This window comes from Pseudomonas rosaeacicularis (assembly GCF_057128745.1).
Window position 1 is genome coordinate 415,340 of the sequence record NZ_JBSKHT010000001.1, and the last position, 16,280, is coordinate 431,619.

13 protein-coding genes are annotated in these 16,280 nt (G+C 59.1%); 9 read left to right on the top strand and 4 right to left on the bottom strand.

Annotated elements, in window-relative coordinates; all coding sequences use genetic code 11:
• Positions 1-280 precede the first annotated feature (280 nt).
• The 3 genes from ACWKWM_RS01990 to ACWKWM_RS02000 all read right to left on the bottom strand — a co-directional run bounded on the left by ACWKWM_RS01990 (position 281) and on the right by ACWKWM_RS02000 (position 5,157).
• Positions 281-970, bottom strand: a complete 690-nt coding sequence (locus ACWKWM_RS01990) for an SPOR domain-containing protein (RefSeq protein WP_483844490.1) — start codon at positions 968-970, stop codon at positions 281-283.
• 1 nt (position 971) lies between these two features.
• Positions 972-2,708: an arginine--tRNA ligase gene (gene argS / locus ACWKWM_RS01995; RefSeq protein ID WP_483844491.1), complete on the bottom strand. Its 1,737-nt coding sequence runs from the start codon at positions 2,706-2,708 to the stop codon at positions 972-974.
• A 229-nt stretch (positions 2,709-2,937) separates the two neighbouring features.
• The gene (locus tag ACWKWM_RS02000; protein ID WP_483844492.1) at positions 2,938-5,157 is read right to left on the bottom strand and encodes a primosomal protein N'; all 2,220 of its coding nucleotides are present in this window, start codon (positions 5,155-5,157) and stop codon (positions 2,938-2,940) included.
• A 168-nt stretch (positions 5,158-5,325) separates the two neighbouring features.
• Here ACWKWM_RS02000 and rpmE point away from each other — a divergent pair, with 168 nt between their 5' ends.
• From rpmE to ACWKWM_RS02015, 3 genes are all read left to right on the top strand, one after another.
• On the top strand, positions 5,326-5,556 hold the full coding sequence (rpmE, locus tag ACWKWM_RS02005) for a 50S ribosomal protein L31 (RefSeq protein WP_268799197.1): 231 nt from the start codon (positions 5,326-5,328) through the stop codon (positions 5,554-5,556).
• Positions 5,557-5,579: 23 nt separating this feature from the next.
• Positions 5,580-6,383 carry a thermonuclease family protein gene (locus tag ACWKWM_RS02010; protein WP_483844493.1) on the top strand — a complete coding sequence of 268 codons (804 nt, stop codon included), beginning with the start codon at positions 5,580-5,582 and terminating at the stop codon, positions 6,381-6,383.
• Between the two features lie 179 nt (positions 6,384-6,562).
• A complete protein-coding gene (locus ACWKWM_RS02015; RefSeq protein WP_483844494.1) occupies positions 6,563-7,831 on the top strand; it encodes a malic enzyme-like NAD(P)-binding protein in 1,269 nt (422 codons plus the stop codon).
• Between the two features lie 225 nt (positions 7,832-8,056).
• Here ACWKWM_RS02015 and ACWKWM_RS02020 read toward each other — a convergent pair whose 3' ends face one another.
• Entirely contained in the window at positions 8,057-10,534 is a 2,478-nt protein-coding gene (locus ACWKWM_RS02020; protein ID WP_483844495.1) for a penicillin-binding protein 1A, read from the bottom strand.
• A gap of 206 nt (positions 10,535-10,740) precedes the next feature.
• On the opposite strand from ACWKWM_RS02020, the gene ACWKWM_RS02025 reads away from it, so the two are divergent.
• From ACWKWM_RS02025 to aroK, 6 genes are read left to right on the top strand one after another with little or no spacing between them, the layout of a single operon-like run.
• Entirely contained in the window at positions 10,741-11,805 is a 1,065-nt protein-coding gene (locus ACWKWM_RS02025; protein WP_483834833.1) for a pilus assembly protein PilM, read from the top strand.
• Entirely contained in the window at positions 11,805-12,371 is a 567-nt protein-coding gene (locus ACWKWM_RS02030; RefSeq protein ID WP_483844496.1) for a PilN domain-containing protein, read from the top strand. Before ACWKWM_RS02025 ends, ACWKWM_RS02030 begins: the two co-directional genes overlap by 1 nt.
• Entirely contained in the window at positions 12,368-12,991 is a 624-nt protein-coding gene (gene pilO, locus ACWKWM_RS02035; protein WP_483844497.1) for a type 4a pilus biogenesis protein PilO, read from the top strand. The genes ACWKWM_RS02030 and pilO overlap by 4 nt, the downstream gene beginning before the upstream one ends.
• Complete coding sequence (pilP, locus tag ACWKWM_RS02040; protein WP_483844498.1) at positions 12,988-13,515, top strand: type 4a pilus biogenesis lipoprotein PilP; 528 nt, start codon at positions 12,988-12,990, stop codon at positions 13,513-13,515. Before pilO ends, pilP begins: the two co-directional genes overlap by 4 nt.
• 53 nt (positions 13,516-13,568) lie before the next feature.
• Positions 13,569-15,650 (top strand): type IV pilus secretin PilQ, encoded by a 2,082-nt coding sequence (locus tag ACWKWM_RS02045; protein WP_483844499.1) that lies wholly within the window; start codon positions 13,569-13,571, stop codon positions 15,648-15,650.
• A gap of 4 nt (positions 15,651-15,654) precedes the next feature.
• Positions 15,655-16,173, top strand: coding sequence for a shikimate kinase AroK (gene aroK / locus ACWKWM_RS02050; RefSeq protein WP_483844500.1), 519 nt, complete (start codon positions 15,655-15,657; stop codon positions 16,171-16,173).
• The last annotated feature ends 107 nt before the right edge of the window (positions 16,174-16,280 follow it).

Sequence of the window (16,280 nt, forward strand, 5' to 3'; positions counted from 1 at the left end):
AGTCTCCACGCTGCGGGGCGAAAATGCCCTGATGCAAACTCATATGGGGGTGGGGGCGGGTATTTCAACTGCTGAGGGGGTTGGGGGATGAATGGTGATGATGGGATCTGCGGGTTGGCGCATCTCCGTGTAGGAGCGTGGCTTGTCCCGAGATCGGCCGGGAACCGGTCGTAAATGCTAAAAACGCTGTCTGCCGGACACAACGCATTTGCAGCACATACGACGACTACGTCGCCGATCGCGGGACAAGCCACGCTCCTACAGAAGTGCGTGCAAATCCTTACCGACTCTGCCGCTGTTGCAGCAGCAAATTGCTGAAACCGCCCCCTGCCAGTTGCTTCTGCGCAGTGGTCAGTTGTTCGCGATTGCTGAACGGGCCGACCAGTACGCGGTACCAGGTTTCGTCTTTCACCGTGCCCGACTCAACCGTTGACGCCTGGCCCAGCAGAATGATCTGCGCCCGCACTTTGTCGGCGTCAGCCTGCTTACGGAAAGATCCCGCCTGCAGGAAGAACGTCGTCACGGGGGCAGGTTTAGCAACCGGTGGCTGCGGAGGCGGCGTCAAACCGCTGAGGGCCGCCTGAGCGCGCGCAGTGTCGATCTTCGCTGCTTGCTCGGCAGATACTGGCGCAGTCGGTGCGACGACCGGCGACGGCGTCTTCTCAGGCACCGCCTCGTTTGGCACGATCACTTCAGACTCAGGCAGCAACGTATAGAAGTCGTACTTGGGCTTGACCGGCGCCGTGGGGCTTGGCGGTGTCTTGTTGGCTTCAGCGATCTTCGCGGCCTTGGCGTCGGCTCGTACGCGCTTGATGTCGTCGCCACCGGGTTCGAGTTTCATCAGAAAAACGATGAAAGCGCCGACCGTCAGGCCGATCGCCATCCACAACCATCCTGGAATCGGCTTCTTTGCGGGTGCCTGATAACGGCTGGCGCCGCGCTTGGGAGCAGGTTTCTTTTTGACTGCCAACTTACATACGCTCCAGAGTTTCCAGACCCAAGAGATCCAGGCCTTGCTTGAGGGTGCGGCCGGTCAGGGCAGCGAGACGCAGACGACTCTGTTGTTGCTCGGGATTTTCGGCGCCGAGGATCGGGCAGTTCTCGTAGAAACTCGAGAACAGACCAGCCAGATCATAGAGATAGGCGCACAGCACATGCGGCGTGCCTTTTTCGGCGACGTTGTTCAGGGTTTCACCAAACTGCGCCAGACGCGCAGCCAGTTCCTGTTCCTGCGGCGCATCGAGCATGATTTGCCCTTTGCTTGGGTCGAATGCGGAGCCGAGCTTGCGGAACACGCCCGACACCCGGGTATAGGCATACAGCAGATACGGCGCGGTGTTGCCTTCGAAACTGAGCATCTGGTCGAAGTTGAAGCTGTAGTCGCTGGCGCGGTGCTTAGACAGGTCCGCGTATTTCACAGCGCTGATGCCGACCGCTTTAGCGATGCTGCGCAGCTCGCTTTCGGCGACTTCCGGATTCTTCTCTTTAACCAGCGTGTAGGCGCGTTCTTCGGCTTCGTCGAGCAAATCGACCAGCTTCACGGTGCCGCCATCGCGGGTCTTGAACGGACGGCCGTCGGCGCCGTTCATGGTGCCGAAACCCATGTGCTCCATCTGCATGCCGTTGGTGACGAAGCCTGCGCGTCGCGCCACTTCGAACACTTGCTGGAAGTGCAGGGCCTGACGCTGATCGACGAAATACAGCACGCGATCGGCTTTCAATACGTTGCTGCGGTAGCGGATGGCGGCCAGGTCAGTGGTGGCGTACAGGTAGCCGCCGCCAGCTTTTTGCACGATCACGGGCAACGGCGTGTCTTCGGCGGTTCTGAATTCTTCGAGGAATACGCACTGTGCGCCGTTGCTCTCGACCAGCAGACCCGCTTTTTTCAGGTCAGCCACGACATTGGCCAGGTCGTCGTTGTAAGCGCTTTCACCCATCACGTCTTCGGGCGTGAGTTTGACGTTGAGGCGCTCATAAACTTCCTGGCAATGCGACAGCGAAATGTCCTTGAACCGGGTCCACAGGCTCAGGCATTCAGCGTCACCGGCTTGCAGCTTGACCACCAGGCCACGGGCACGCTCGGCGAACTCTTCAGACTCGTCGAAACGGCCCTTGGCGGCACGGTAGAAGTCCTCCAGGTCAGCCAGTTCGTCACTGGTGGCCGGGGTTTCCTGCAGATAAGCCAGCAACATGCCGAACTGCGTGCCCCAGTCGCCCACGTGATTCTGCCGAATCACGGTGTCGCCGAGAAACTCCAGAACGTTAGCCACGCCGTCGCCGATGATCGTCGAGCGCAGATGGCCGACGTGCATCTCCTTGGCGAGATTGGGGGCGGACAGGTCGACGACCACGCGCTGTAACGGAGCTGCTTTGCGCACCGACAAGGTAGCGTCGGCCAATGCAGTGTCCAGGCGAGAGGCGAGGGCTTGGGTGTTTTGAAAGAAATTGAGGAAGCCGGGGCCGGCGATTTCGACCTTGGTGATCTGCTCGTCGGCTGGCAGCGCGGCGATCAGTTTTTCGGCCAGATCGCGTGGCTTCATGCCGGCAGGTTTGGCCAGCATCATGGCGATGTTGCTGGCGAAGTCGCCGTTTTTCTTGTCCCGAGCGTTCTCCACCTGAATCGCTGGCGTCAGGCCTTCCGGCAAGACGCCATCAAGGACGAGTTGGCTCAAGGCTTGTTGGATCAGCTGGCGAATGGTGTCTTTCATGATGCTCTCTTCGACCGCAAGCGCGGCAGCGCTTGATGCGCGGGTGGAAAAACGGGGCATTATCCGTTGCCGGAGCCACCTTGCCAACCGCGTTGGATGTGCGGTTGTGATTTGTTCATGTCGGCAACGCCGATCTCTGTAGGAGCCAACTTGTTGGCGAGAACGGCAATGCGCTGTGTCAGGAAGGCCCTCTCGCGAACAAGTTCGCTCCTACAGATGGGGCGTTCGTTCAGTAGAGATCCACCGGATCAACATCCAGCGACCACCTGACTTGCCTGCCGCTCGGCATGTTTTCCAGCGCCAGCAACCAGGTAGCCAGCAACTTGTGAAGCGGCGCGCGGGCATTGGCCTGGACCAGCAATTGCGCGCGGTAACGTCCGGCGCGGCGTTCCATCGGTGCAGGCACCGGCCCCAGCAACTCGATGCCACCCAGCTTCATATCGATCAGCAGTTGCTCGGCCTCAGTGCACGCTTCATCGAGAAACCCCTCGGCCTGACCAGGTTTGTGCGCTTCGGCCCGCAGCAGCGCCAGATGCGAAAACGGCGGCAGGCCGGCGGCCCTGCGCTCGCTCAGGGCCTGCTCGGCGAAAGCGAAATAGCCTTGCTCGGTCAATTGGATCAGCAGAGGGTGCTCGGCCAGGTGCGTCTGGATAATCACGCGTCCCGGCTCTTCGGCACGTCCTGCCCGGCCTGCAACCTGAACAATCAACTGCGCCATGCGCTCGCTGGCGCGGAAGTCGCCGGAAAAGAGCCCCCCGTCCGCATCGAGAATCGACACCAGCGTCACCCGAGGAAAGTGATGCCCTTTGGCGAGCATCTGCGTGCCGACCAAAATGCACGGGTTGCCTTTCTGGATGGTGGCGAACAACTGATTCATCGCGTCCTTGCGCGAGGTGCTGTCTCGGTCGACGCGCAAGACAGGGAAGTCCGGAAACAAAATCCCCAGCCGTTCTTCTGCACGCTCAGTGCCTGCGCCCACGGGCCGCAGATCGACCTTGCCGCACGACGGGCAGTTGCGCGGCACGCGTTCCACATGGCCGCAGTGATGGCAGCGCAGCTCCCCGGAGCGCTGATGCACGGTCATGCGCGCATCACAACGAGGGCAGCCCGACAGCCAGCCGCAGTCATGGCACAACAACGTTGGCGCGAAACCACGACGGTTGAGAAACACCAAAACCTGCTGGCCGGCTGCCAGGGTTTGCCCTATCGCCTGTTGCATTGGCCCGGAAATGCCGCTGTCCAGCGGACGGCTTTTCACGTCCAGGCGCAGGAAGCGCGGCTGCTGCGCGCCACCCGCGCGTTGATTCAGGCGTAGGAGCGCGTACCTGCCGGTGTAGGCGTTGTGCAGGCTCTCCAGCGAAGGCGTCGCCGAACCTAGCACGATAGGGATGTCTTCCTGGCGCGCACGGACCAGCGCCAGATCCCGTGCGTGGTAGCGCAGACCTTCCTGCTGTTTATAGGAGCCGTCGTGTTCTTCGTCGATGATGATCAGGCCGGGATTCTTCATCGGCGTGAACAGCGCCGAACGGGTGCCGATAATGATGTCGGCCTCGCCGTCGCGCGCGGCCAGCCAGGCGTCGAGGCGGTCGCGGTCATTCACGTTCGAATGCACAAGAGCGATGCGCGCGTTAAAGCGTTGTTCGAAACGCGCCAGGGTCTGAGGGCCGAGATTGATCTCGGGAATCAACACCAAGGCCTGCTTGCCTGCTTCAAGGGTTTCGCGGATCAGCTGCAGATAGACTTCGGTCTTACCGCTACCAGTCACTCCCGCCAGCAATGAAGCGTGAAAACTGCCGAAGCCTGCGCGGATCGCTTCATATGCGGCGCGCTGTTCCGGGTTCAACGGCAATTCAGGCTGCGCCAGCCAGCGTTCGTGACGTTCGACCGGCTTGTGACAACGCACCTCGACCTGCACCAGCTCCTTGGCCAGCAACAGATTCAGGCTTTCGCGGTTGAGCATCAGCTTGCTCAGCAACTGATGCGCCACGCCGTGCGGGTGCTGCGCCAGCGTCACCAGCGCTTCCTTTTGTTTAGGCGCGCGAGCAATGCGTGGGTCATCGACGCTGGCGTTCGGTGCGATCTGCCAGAAACGCTCCTGGCGTGATTCGGCCGGCTCGCCCTGACGCAATAGCACTGGCAGTGCCCAGCTCAGGGTGTCGCCCAGGCTGTGCTGATAATACTGCGCGGTCCACAGACACAACTTGAACAGCGCAGGCGGCAACGGGGCTTCGCTGTCCAGAATGGCGATGGCAGGCCTGAGTTTGTCCGCGGGCACTTCGCTGTGATTGGCGACTTCCACCAGAATACCGATCATCTCCCGGCGTCCGAACGGGACGCGCACGCGCGTGCCGGGCTGCAAGTCGCTGGCCGAAACGCCTGCGGGCGCAAGGTAATCGAACAGGCGGCGCAGGGGCGAGGGCAGGGCGAGGCGCAAAATGGCGTCGGGCACGCGGGGGATATCCTGTTACGGAGTATGACGAAGGGCGCGATCTTAGCAGACGACCGGTTTAAACGTCCGCTTGCGTGGTTTGCAATAGCTGGTACTATGCGCGGCCTAATTCCGTGCGGTATTCAACAATAGTGTTGGGTGGCGGCACGCTAGCCTGAGGAAGTAATCATGAAAGCTGATATCCATCCAGTTTACGAAGCCATTGACGCAACCTGCAGCTGCGGCAATGTCATCAAAACCCGTTCCACACTGGCCAAGCCTCTGAGCCTGGACGTGTGCAACGAGTGCCACCCGTTCTACACCGGCAAGCAAAAGACTCTGGACATCGGCGGTCGTGTCGACAAGTTCAAGTCGCGTTTCGGTGCTTTCGGCGCAACCAAAGCTCCTGCTGCAGAGTAAGGTTGGCCGTTCTGGAGTTTCCAATGGGTTTCTCCAGGCTGCTTAAAAAGGCGTCCCTCGCGGGCGCCTTTTTTATGTCTACGATTTGGCTGTCTGCTGCCAATGCTTTTTGTCCGGCCCCCACGTCGCTACCAGTGGCACACGTACAGCGTGTGGTCGATGGGGACACCGTACGCCTGGATGACGGGCGAAGTGTGCGCATGGTCGGAATCAATGCACCGGAAACCGGCAAGAAAGGCCAGACTGCCCAGCCATTTGCCGAAGCTGCCAAGCGACGTCTACAGACGCTGGTTGATGGGAGCGACGGGCAAGTCAGCGTGCAAGTGGGTGAGCAGCCAACCGATCATTACGGGCGCACGCTGGCCAATCTCTATGGCCGCGACGGTGCCAATTTTGAAGCGCAGTTGCTAGCGGAAGGGTTGGGCTATCTGGTCGCCGTATCGCCCAATGTCGCGTTGGTCGGTTGCCAGCAAGCGGCAGAACAGGCTGCGCGCAAGGCCGGTCTTGGTCTGTGGCGCAATTCACCGGTGCAATCGCCCGATCAAATCCAGAACGGCGGATTTGCGCTTATCTCCGGTCGCGTCAGCAGTGTGCAGCGCAACAATGGCGGAATCTGGATCGCGTTTGATGATTCGCTGGTACTGCGTATTGCGCCCCAGCTGGAAGGACAGTTCGACAGCGCTATGCTCTTGCGTCTCAAGGGGCAGCAGGTGGAAGCGCGGGGTTGGGTGGTGGATCGTTCGCGGCGCGGGGGGCTGCAATCGGGCCAGCCTCGCTGGATTATGCCTATTACCCATCCGGCAATGTTGAATACGACTGCCAATTAAAATTGTAGACATTTTTACCTGTTTATTGTCTACACTGAGGTCCGCGTTCTCGTGGTTCTACGCCAAAAGTCGTATTTCCAGCCACTTGACACCCGTGACCCATCAGTCTTGTTAGGACTTTCTGACTTGCGTATGCTCCTCGGTCCGTCTGTCCAACAGCAAAAAAGCGGAATGCCCTCATGTCAGATTTGAAAACTGCCGCGCTCGAATACCACGCCAGTCCTCGTCCAGGGAAGCTGAGCGTAGAGCTCACAAAAGCCACCGCTACCGCGCGCGATCTGTCGTTGGCTTACAGTCCTGGTGTTGCCGAGCCGGTCCGCGAAATCGCTCGCGACCCTGAGCTTGCGTACAAATACACAGGTAAGGGAAATCTGGTTGCGGTCATCTCCGACGGCACCGCGATTCTCGGTCTGGGCAACCTCGGCCCGTTGGCTTCCAAGCCGGTGATGGAAGGCAAGGGCGTTCTGTTCAAGCGCTTCGCCGGCATCGACGTGTTCGACATCGAAGTCGATTCCGAAAGCCCGCAGGCGTTTATCGATACCGTGAAGCGCATCTCCATCACTTTCGGCGGCATCAACCTGGAAGACATCAAGGCACCTGAGTGCTTTGAGATCGAAAAAGCGCTGATCGAACAGTGCGACATCCCGGTGTTCCACGATGACCAGCACGGCACTGCAATCGTGACCGCAGCCGGCATGATCAACGCTCTGGAAATCGCCGGTAAATCCCTGGCGTCGGCGAAGATCGTCTGCCTTGGCGCCGGCGCTGCGGCCATCTCTTGCATGAAGTTGCTGGTGAGCATGGGCGCGCAGATCGAAAACATCTTCATGATCGACCGCAATGGCGTGGTTCATGACGGTCGTACTGACCTGAACCAGTACAAGGCTCAGTTCGCGCATTCAACCGAAAAGCGCACGCTGGCTGACGCACTGGATGGCGCTGACGTTTTCGTCGGTCTGTCCGGTCCGAACCTGCTGAGCGCCGAAGGCCTCAAATCCATGGGTCCTAACCCGATCGTTTTCGCGTGCTCGAACCCGGATCCGGAAATCTCCCCGGAACTGGCTCACGCGACCCGCGACGACGTGATCATGGCGACCGGTCGTTCGGACTACCCCAACCAGGTCAACAACGTGCTGGGCTTCCCGTTCATCTTCCGTGGCGCACTGGACGTTCGTGCCAAGCGCATCAACGAAGAGATGAAAATCGCCGCCGCTAACGCCCTGCGCGAGCTGGCCAAGCTGCCTGTACCGCAGGAAGTCTGCGACGCCTACGGTGGGATCAAGCTGGAATTCGGTCGTGAGTACATCATCCCCAAACCAATGGATTCCCGTCTGTTGGGTCTGATCTCCGATGCCGTGGCCAAGGCCGCTATCGCGACCGGCGTTGCGACCCTGCCGTATCCGAAGCACTACCCGCTGAATAGCGTGGATGAAGTGTTTAACGGCTAAAAGCAGTCGCCCATAAAAAACCCCGGTCATTGGCCGGGGTTTTTTGTGAGCGCCTATCTGTAGGAGCGAACTTGTTCGCGAAGCGTCTTTGCTGTCTGACAAATCTCTCGCCAACAAGTTAGCTCCTACAGGGTGTTGCGTGACGGCACATCCTGTATCGATGGCGAATGACATACCGCGATCGCGGGCAAGCGCGCTCCTATAGAGGACCGCGCGCGTTCAGAGTCAGAACAAATCTATCGGCGCAGCCTCATCAGCAGGCAGCGGGCTGCCTGGCGCTGGTGCGCCACCCATTTCGTTCATGCTAGGCGGCGTGTCTTCGCTTTTGAACAGCTCGAAGAAAGCGTTCGGCGTGCTAGGCGTGGCGGCACGCCCACTGATCGGGTCGACCCGCAGGCTCAAGATCCCGTCTGGCTCGGCCTGGACGTGAGGTGGCTTGTCCTTGAGCGCAGCGCTCATGTAGTTCATCCAGATCGGCAAGGCCACGGTTCCGCCGAATTCATGGCGACCCAAACTCTCCGGTTGGTCAAAGCCCGTCCACACCGTCGTCACGTAGTCAGCGTTGTAGCCGGTGAACCATGCGTCTTTCGATTCGTTGGTCGTACCGGTCTTGCCTGCGATGTCTGGGCGATTCATGGCCAATGCCCGTCGCCCGGTGCCGCGCTTGATGACGTCCTGCAGCATGCTGTTGAGGATGTAAGTGGTGCGGCCATCGACGATGCGCTCGGCAACTGCTGGCGCAGGCGCCTCGCCGGTATTGGTAATCGCGTTTGGCACCACATTGGCCGTCAGTGCCGGTGTTTCGGGCGCCGCGAACGTCGCCGCATCGCTGGTCGCTGTAGCGCTAACCGCTTTGGGATTCGGGTCATTGGCCGGGACGGTAGGCGGATTGGCAACAAACAAGGTTTTGCCTTCGCGATCGTCGATCTTCTGAATCAGATACGGCGTGACCTTATAGCCACCATTGGCGAAGGCACTCCAGCCACCGACCACTTCCATCGGCGTCAGGGTTGCGGTGCCCAAGGCCAGCGACAGGTTGCGTGGCAGATCCTGCTTGTTGAAGCCAAAGCGCGTGATGTAGTTGATCGCGGTGTCGATACCCAAGCCTTGCAGCAAGCGGATCGAAACCAGGTTGCGCGACTTGTACAGCGCTTCACGCAATCGGATCGGACCCAGGAAGGTGCCGGTGTCGTTCTTCGGACGCCATTCCTTATCCAGGTACTGATCGACGAACACGATAGGGGCATCATTCACCAGGCTGGCGGCGGTATAGCCGTTGTCCAGTGCGGCGGAATAGAGGAACGGCTTGAAGCTTGAACCTGGTTGACGCTTGGCCTGCATGGCGCGGTTATAGTTGCTCTGCTCGAAAGCAAAGCCGCCAACCAGGGCACGAATGGCACCGTTTTGCGGGTCAAGTGACACCAGCGCACTTTGGGCGACTGGCAGCTGGCTGAACTTCAGCGAGTTATCGGCCTGGCGCTGAACCCGGATCAGGTCGCCCACGTGAGCGATATCAGCCGGGCCTTTGGGGTTGGCGCCGACACTGTTGGTGTTCAGATAGCTGCGGGCCCACTTCATGCTGTCCCAGGCGACGGTTTCTTCTTTCTCGCCGTTGTGGGTCAGCACGCGAATGCCGGTTTTGTCGACCTGGCTGACGATCGCAGGCTCCAGACTGCTGATGGTGCGTTGCTTGATCAGCTCTGCCACCCATCCATCGCGGGTCAGGCCCGGGAAGCGGCTTTCAGGGCCGCGATAGCCGTGGCGCTGGTCGTATTCGATCAGGCCGTTCTGGACAGCAGTGTTCGCGCTTTCCTGAAGATTGCTCGGGACGGTAGTGGTGACGCGGAAGCCTTCTGTGTAGGCTTCGCTGCCGTAGCGCCCGACCATCTCGGCGCGCGCCATTTCAGCAATGTACGGCGCGTTAACTTCCGGGCTCTGGACGTGGTAGCTGGCGTTGATAGGTTCTGCCAGCGCGACCTGATAAGTGCTCTCGTCGATTTTGCCCAGCTTGAACATGCGGCCGAGAATCCAGTCGCGACGTTCTTTGGCGCGCGTCGGGTTGGCGAGGGGGTTGAAGCGTGAAGGCGCCTTTGGCAGACCGGCGATCATCGCCATTTGCGCGACACTCAAGTCGCGGATGGATTTGCCGTAATAAACCTGTGCGGCCGCCTCGATACCATAGGCCCGGTTGCCCAGGTAGATTTTGTTGACGTACAGCTCAAGGATCTCGTCCTTGGTGAGTTGGCGCTCGATTTGCAAGGCAAGAAGAATCTCGGTGGTTTTACGCGAGAAACTGCGCTCACTGGTCAGGAAGTAGTTTTTGGCGACCTGCATCGTGATGGTCGAGCCGCCAGACTGAATGTGGCCACTTTTGACCAATTGGCTGGCGGCGCGCATCAGGCTGCTGGGGTCTACGCCGTAGTGATTGGCGAAGTTGTCATCCTCGGCGGACAACAGGGCGTGAATGAAATTGGGTGGAATGTCGGCGAAACGGATAGGGGAGCGGCGCATTTCACCAAACTCGGCAATCAGTTTGCCGTCGCTGCTGAAAACGCGCAGCGGGATTTGCAGTTGGATGTTCCTGAGCGCATCGACGGATGGCAGGTTCGGGGCCAGGTAAAGGAACGCGCCGCTCAGACCGAGCAGCAGCCCGCAAACGATAGCGACGAAAGACCACCAGAAAAACTTCAGCAGGCGTATCAAGGCTTTTGGATTTCCAGAAAAAAGAATGGGTTAAGCGCAGGCATTTACAAATGAACACGCCTTGAAGCTTCGGCACACGAAAAAAACGCTGGGCATTATAAGCATTTTTCGTCGCCGAGCGTTATTTGCGCTACTGTCAAGACTGCTGACAGTGGCACGGTATAAAAAAACGCCCGTAAGTGGCGGAATCTCATAGGGAAACGGTTGTGTTCGAACTCTTCAGTAAGAAGGCCAATACCCTTCTGGGGATCGATATTAGCTCCACCTCGGTAAAACTCCTTGAATTGAGTCGTTCCGGCGCTCGTTACAAAGTCGAGTCCTATGCCGTCGAGCCTCTCCCGGCGAATGCCGTGGTCGAAAAGAACATTGCCGACCTCGAAGGGGTCGGCAGTGCGTTGACGCGTTTGCTGGTAAAAGCCAAGACAAATGTCAAAAACACGGCGGTTGCAGTCGCAGGTTCTGCTGTGATCACCAAGACAATCGAAATGGATGCCGGCCTTTCCGATGATGAGATGGAAAACCAGCTCAAGATCGAAGCCGACCAATACATTCCTTATCCGCTTGAAGAAGTCGCCATCGACTTCGAAGTGCAGGGCTATTCGGCGCGCAACCCTGAGCGCGTAGACGTGTTGCTCGCCGCATGCCGCAAGGAAAACGTCGAAGTACGTGAAGCCGCCTTGGCACTTGCAGGTCTGACAGCCAAAGTCGTTGACGTCGAAGCCTACGCGCTTGAGCGCTCCTTCGGGCTGTTGTCGGCGCAACTGGGCCACGATCACGAGCAACTGACGGTCGCGGTAATCGACATCGGCGCCACCATGACCACGCTCAGCGTGCTGCACAACGGCCGCATCATTTATACCCGCGAGCAATTGTTTGGCGGACGGCAGCTCACTGAAGAAATTCAACGCCGCTACGGCTTGTCCGTGGGCGAGGCGGGCCTTGCGAAAAAACAGGGCGGTCTGCCGGACGACTACACCATGGAAGTCATGCAGCCGTTTAAAGACGCAGTAGTCCAGCAAGTTTCCCGTTCGCTGCAATTCTTCTTCGCCGCCGGGCAGTACAACACCGTGGACTACATCATGCTGGCAGGGGGGACGGCCTCCATTTCCGGCCTTGACCATTTGATCCAGCAGCGTATCGGCACCCCGACCATGGTCGCCAACCCGTTTGCCGACATGGCGCTTAGTGCCAAGGTAAACGCGGGGGCGCTGGCCAGTGATGCGCCCGCATTGATGATTGCCTGCGGGCTGGCGTTGAGGAGCTTCGACTAATGGCTCGGATCAACCTATTACCCTGGCGTGAGCAGCTTCGCGAAGAGCGCAAGAAGCGATTTCTTACCTCGTTGGCCGCCGTGTTGGTCGTCGGTATCGGCGCTGTGTTGCTGGCCAATCAATACATCAGCAGTGCGATCAGTCATCAGAATGCGCGCAACCAGTTCATCACCACTGAGATCGTCCAGCTGGACACGCGGATCAAGGAAATCAGTGAGCTCAAAGCACGGCGCAAGCAGTTGCTGGAGCGGATGAAGATCATTCAGGACCTGCAAGGCAACCGACCGATCATTGGCCGTATTTTTGATCAATTGGCCCGCACGCTGCCCGATGGCGTGTATTTCAGCGAAGTGAAGATGACCGACAAACTCATCAGCATTGCCGGCTCGGCCGAATCGAATAACCGCGTCTCGGACCTCCTGCGTAATCTGGACGCCTCAGATTGGCTGGAGGCACCGAGCCTTACCGAAGTCAAAGCCACCACCGCGGGCGCCGTTGATCAGGCCAATACCTTTCAGTTGACGGTACGCCAGACGCAGCCGGCCGTTGAGGGGGGCAAGCCATGAATGCTTCCGAATGGATGGAAAGCCTGCGCAAGATCGATATTGGTGACCTGGACCTCAACAACCTCGGCTCATGGCCTGCGGCAGTCAAGACCATCGCCGGCGCGCTGCTGATGGTGTTGGTGCTGGCAGGCGGTTACTTCTTTTATATTCAGGACATGCAGGCGCAGCTGGATCAGGCGCAGGCCCAGGAAGTCGCGCTCAAAGAGCAGTTTTCGACCAAGGCTTTCCAGGCCGCCAACCTGCCAGCCTACAAAACCCAGATGACCGAAATGGAAAACACCTTCGGCGCGCTGCTGCGGCAATTGCCCAGCGACACCGAAGTGCCAGGCCTGCTCGAAGACATCACACGTACAGGTTTGGGTAGCGGGCTGGAGTTTGAAGAGATCAAGTTACTGCCAGAGGCTGCGCAGCAGTTTTACATCGAGCTGCCGATACAGATCACGGTAGTGGGCAACTATCACGATCTGGCGACCTTCGTCAGCGGCGTTGCCAGTCTGCCGCGAATCGTTACCCTGCACGATTTTGAAATCAAACCGGCTGATCCCAAATCGCCCAACAAGCTGCGCATGAGCATTTTGGCCAAGACCTACCGCTACAACGATAAAGGACTGCAGAAATGAGTGCGGCGCGATGGTTGTGCGTCAGTGTGGCGCTCATGGGATTGGTGGGTTGTGACAGTCAAAGCGAGTTCGGCGACCTGACCCAGTTCATGAACGAAGTGCGTGCCCGGCCAGTGGGGACGATTGAGCCGTTGCCGAAATTTCGGGCCTACGAGGCCTTCACGTATGCAGCGTCGAGTCTGCGCAGTCCGTTTCAGCCGCCAGTCAAAGTCGATCCGCTGCGGCGTCAAAAGGGCTCGCTGATGGTTCAGCCCGACCTGACGCGGGTCAAGCAATTCCTCGAAGGGTTCAACATCGAAACCTTCGAAATGGTCGGCACTATCAGCAATCCGACCGGCACCTTTGCGTTATTGCGTGGAGCTGGCGGGGTGCATCGGGTCAAGGTGGGCGACTACCTGGGGCGCAACGATGGCCGTGTGGTCGGCATCAGCGACGCATCGGTGGAAGTGATGGAAATCGTTCCTGATGGAGAGGGAGCGTGGCTGGAGCGGCCGCGCAGCATTTCCCTTAAAGAGCGCTCATGACAATGGCAAGCAAGCGCAACGCCTTCGGGTCAGCACAGTGGTGGAATTTGATCATGAACAGGATTCTTTCGATTATCGGCGTGTCGCTATGGATGGCGATGGTCTCGCCGATTCTCCAGGCGGCCAACCTCAAAACCCTGGATGTTGCTGCATTGCCGGGGGATCGGGTCGAATTGAAGCTGTCTTTCGACGGCCCGGTGCCCGCGCCGCGTGCTTACACCACCGAACAGCCGGCGCGTATTGCGCTGGACTTGCCAGGTGTCAGCAGCCAATTGGCCATTAAGAGTCGTGACCTGGGCAACGGTAACGCTCACAGCGTTGTGGTCGTCGAGGCGAAGGATCGTACGAGGGTCATCATTAACCTGACCGTACTTGCGCCTTACAGCTCTCGGGTTGAGGGCAACAATCTGTTCGTCGTCATTGGTCAGGGCGCAGCAGCCGCCCAGGGCTCCCAGCCAAGTTCGGCAATGGGTGCAACCCGCGTCAGCGTTCCGCCTGCTACCGCCAAAGCCGCTCCCAAGGCATACGCCCCTGTAGGCAAGTCGGTTCGAAACGTTGATTTCCAGCGCGGCGAATTGGGTGAAGGCAACGTCGTCATCGAGTTGAGTGATGCTGGCATCGCGCCGGACATTCAAGAGAGTGGCGGCAAGATCCGTGTCGATTTTGCCAAGACCCAACTGCCCGACAAGTTGCGCGTACGCCTGGACGTGAAGGATTTCGCCACCCCCGTGCAGTTCGTGAACGCCAGTGTCAGCGGCGACAAGGCCAGCATCTTGATCGAGCCTTCGGGGGCGTACGACTACTCGGCCTTTCAGACCGACAACAAACTGACCATTAGCGTGCGCCCGCTCACCAACGAGGATATGGACCGCCGCAACGCCGAGAAACCGGTGTACACCGGGGAGAAACTTTCTCTGAATTTCCAGGACATCGACGTGCGCTCGGTGCTTCAGCTGATCGCGGACTTCACCAACTTGAATCTGGTGGCCAGTGACACGGTCCAGGGCGGCATCACTCTGCGCCTGCAAAACGTGCCGTGGGACCAGGCGCTGGATTTGGTGCTCAAGACCAAAGGCCTGGACAAGCGCAAAATCGGTAACGTTTTGCTGGTTGCGCCAGCGGATGAAATCGCCGCTCGCGAGCGTCAGGAGTTGGAATCGCTCAAGCAGATCGCCGAATTGGCGCCGCTGCGCCGTGAGCTGCTGCAAGTGAACTACGCCAAGGCGGCGGACATCGCCAAGTTGTTCCAGTCGGTGACCAGTGCCGACGCCAAAACCGACGAGCGCGGCTCGATCACGGTCGACGACCGCACCAACAACATCATTGCCTACCAGACCCAGGACCGCCTGGACGAGCTGCGCCGCATCGTCTCGCAACTGGACATCCCGGTGCGTCAGGTGATGATCGAAGCGCGCATCGTCGAGGCCAACGTCGATTACGACAAGGCGCTGGGCGTGAGCTGGGGCGGATCTGCCAATCGCGGCAATTTCACGGCTGGCGGCGGTGGCACTGTCACCGGCACACCGGGCGCCGTGACCAATGCGCCGTATGTCGACATGGGCGTTGCCAGCCCTACGTCGTCGATCGGGCTGGGGTTCATCACCAACAACACCGTGCTGGATCTTGAGCTCAGTGCCATGGAGAAGTCCGGCAACGGTGAAATCGTCTCCCAGCCCAAGGTCGTGACCTCGGACAAAGAGACCGCCAAGATCCTCAAAGGTACGGAGGTTCCGTATCAGGAGGCCAGTTCCAGCGGTGCAACGTCGGTGTCGTTCAAAGAAGCGTCGTTGTCCCTGGAAGTGACCCCGCAGATCACTCCGGACAACCGCATCATCATGGAAGTGAAGGTCACCAAGGACGAACCGGACTACATCAACACCGTCCTGGGGGTACCGCCGATCAAGAAAAACGAAGTGAACGCCAAGGTGCTGGTCGCCGACGGCGAAACCATCGTAATCGGTGGTGTGTTCTCCAATACGCAGAGTAAAGTCGTCGACAAAGTGCCATTTCTCGGCGATGTGCCGTATCTTGGCCGACTTTTCCGGCGGGATGTGGTCTCGGAGAAAAAATCCGAGCTGTTGGTGTTCCTCACTCCGCGTATCATGAACAACCAGGCGATTGCTGTGAGTCGTTGATTCTGTGCGAAATTTAATACTTGTGGGGCCGATGGGTGCTGGCAAAAGCACCATCGGTCGCTTGCTGGCCAAAGAGCTTCGACTGCCATTCAAGGATTCCGATAAGGAAATCGAATTGCGCACGGGTGCCAATATTCCGTGGATATTCGATAAAGAAGGGGAAGCCGGCTTTCGTGAACGCGAACAATCGATGATTGCCGAGCTGTGCGCCTGCGACGGCGTGGTATTGGCAACTGGCGGCGGCGCGGTCATGCGTGAAGAAAATCGCCGGGCTCTGCATGCCGGCGGTCGGGTGGTTTACCTGCACGCTTCGGTGGAGCAGCAAGTGGGACGTACTGCCAGAGATCGCAATCGTCCGTTGTTGCGAACTGCTGATCCGGCTCGCGTGCTGCGCGAACTCCTGGCCATCCGGGATCCGCTCTATCGAGAAATCGCCGACGTCATTATCGAAACCGACGAACGACCGCCGCGAATGGTGGTTCTTGACATCCTCGCCCTGTTGGCCGAGCTTCCTCCCCGTTAAAGCGCCGACGGAAATGCGCTATCCTCGGCGACCATAAAAAGCAGGGTCGCCATATGGCCTTGCGCCAATGGCCGAAGGGCACATCTATCGTGCGCACAGACGCCCAA

Coding starts and splice junctions, on each gene's coding strand:
- pilP (WP_483844498.1), top strand. CDS start 12,988: ATGAGTGCGGCGCGATGGTTGTGCGTCAGTGTGGCGCTCATGGGATTG.
- ACWKWM_RS02010 (WP_483844493.1), top strand. CDS start 5,580: ATGGGTTTCTCCAGGCTGCTTAAAAAGGCGTCCCTCGCGGGCGCCTTT.
- ACWKWM_RS02030 (WP_483844496.1), top strand. CDS start 11,805: ATGGCTCGGATCAACCTATTACCCTGGCGTGAGCAGCTTCGCGAAGAG.
- pilO (WP_483844497.1), top strand. CDS start 12,368: ATGAATGCTTCCGAATGGATGGAAAGCCTGCGCAAGATCGATATTGGT.
- ACWKWM_RS02045 (WP_483844499.1), top strand. CDS start 13,569: ATGAACAGGATTCTTTCGATTATCGGCGTGTCGCTATGGATGGCGATG.
- argS (WP_483844491.1), bottom strand. CDS start 2,708: ATGAAAGACACCATTCGCCAGCTGATCCAACAAGCCTTGAGCCAACTC.
- ACWKWM_RS02015 (WP_483844494.1), top strand. CDS start 6,563: ATGTCAGATTTGAAAACTGCCGCGCTCGAATACCACGCCAGTCCTCGT.
- rpmE (WP_268799197.1), top strand. CDS start 5,326: ATGAAAGCTGATATCCATCCAGTTTACGAAGCCATTGACGCAACCTGC.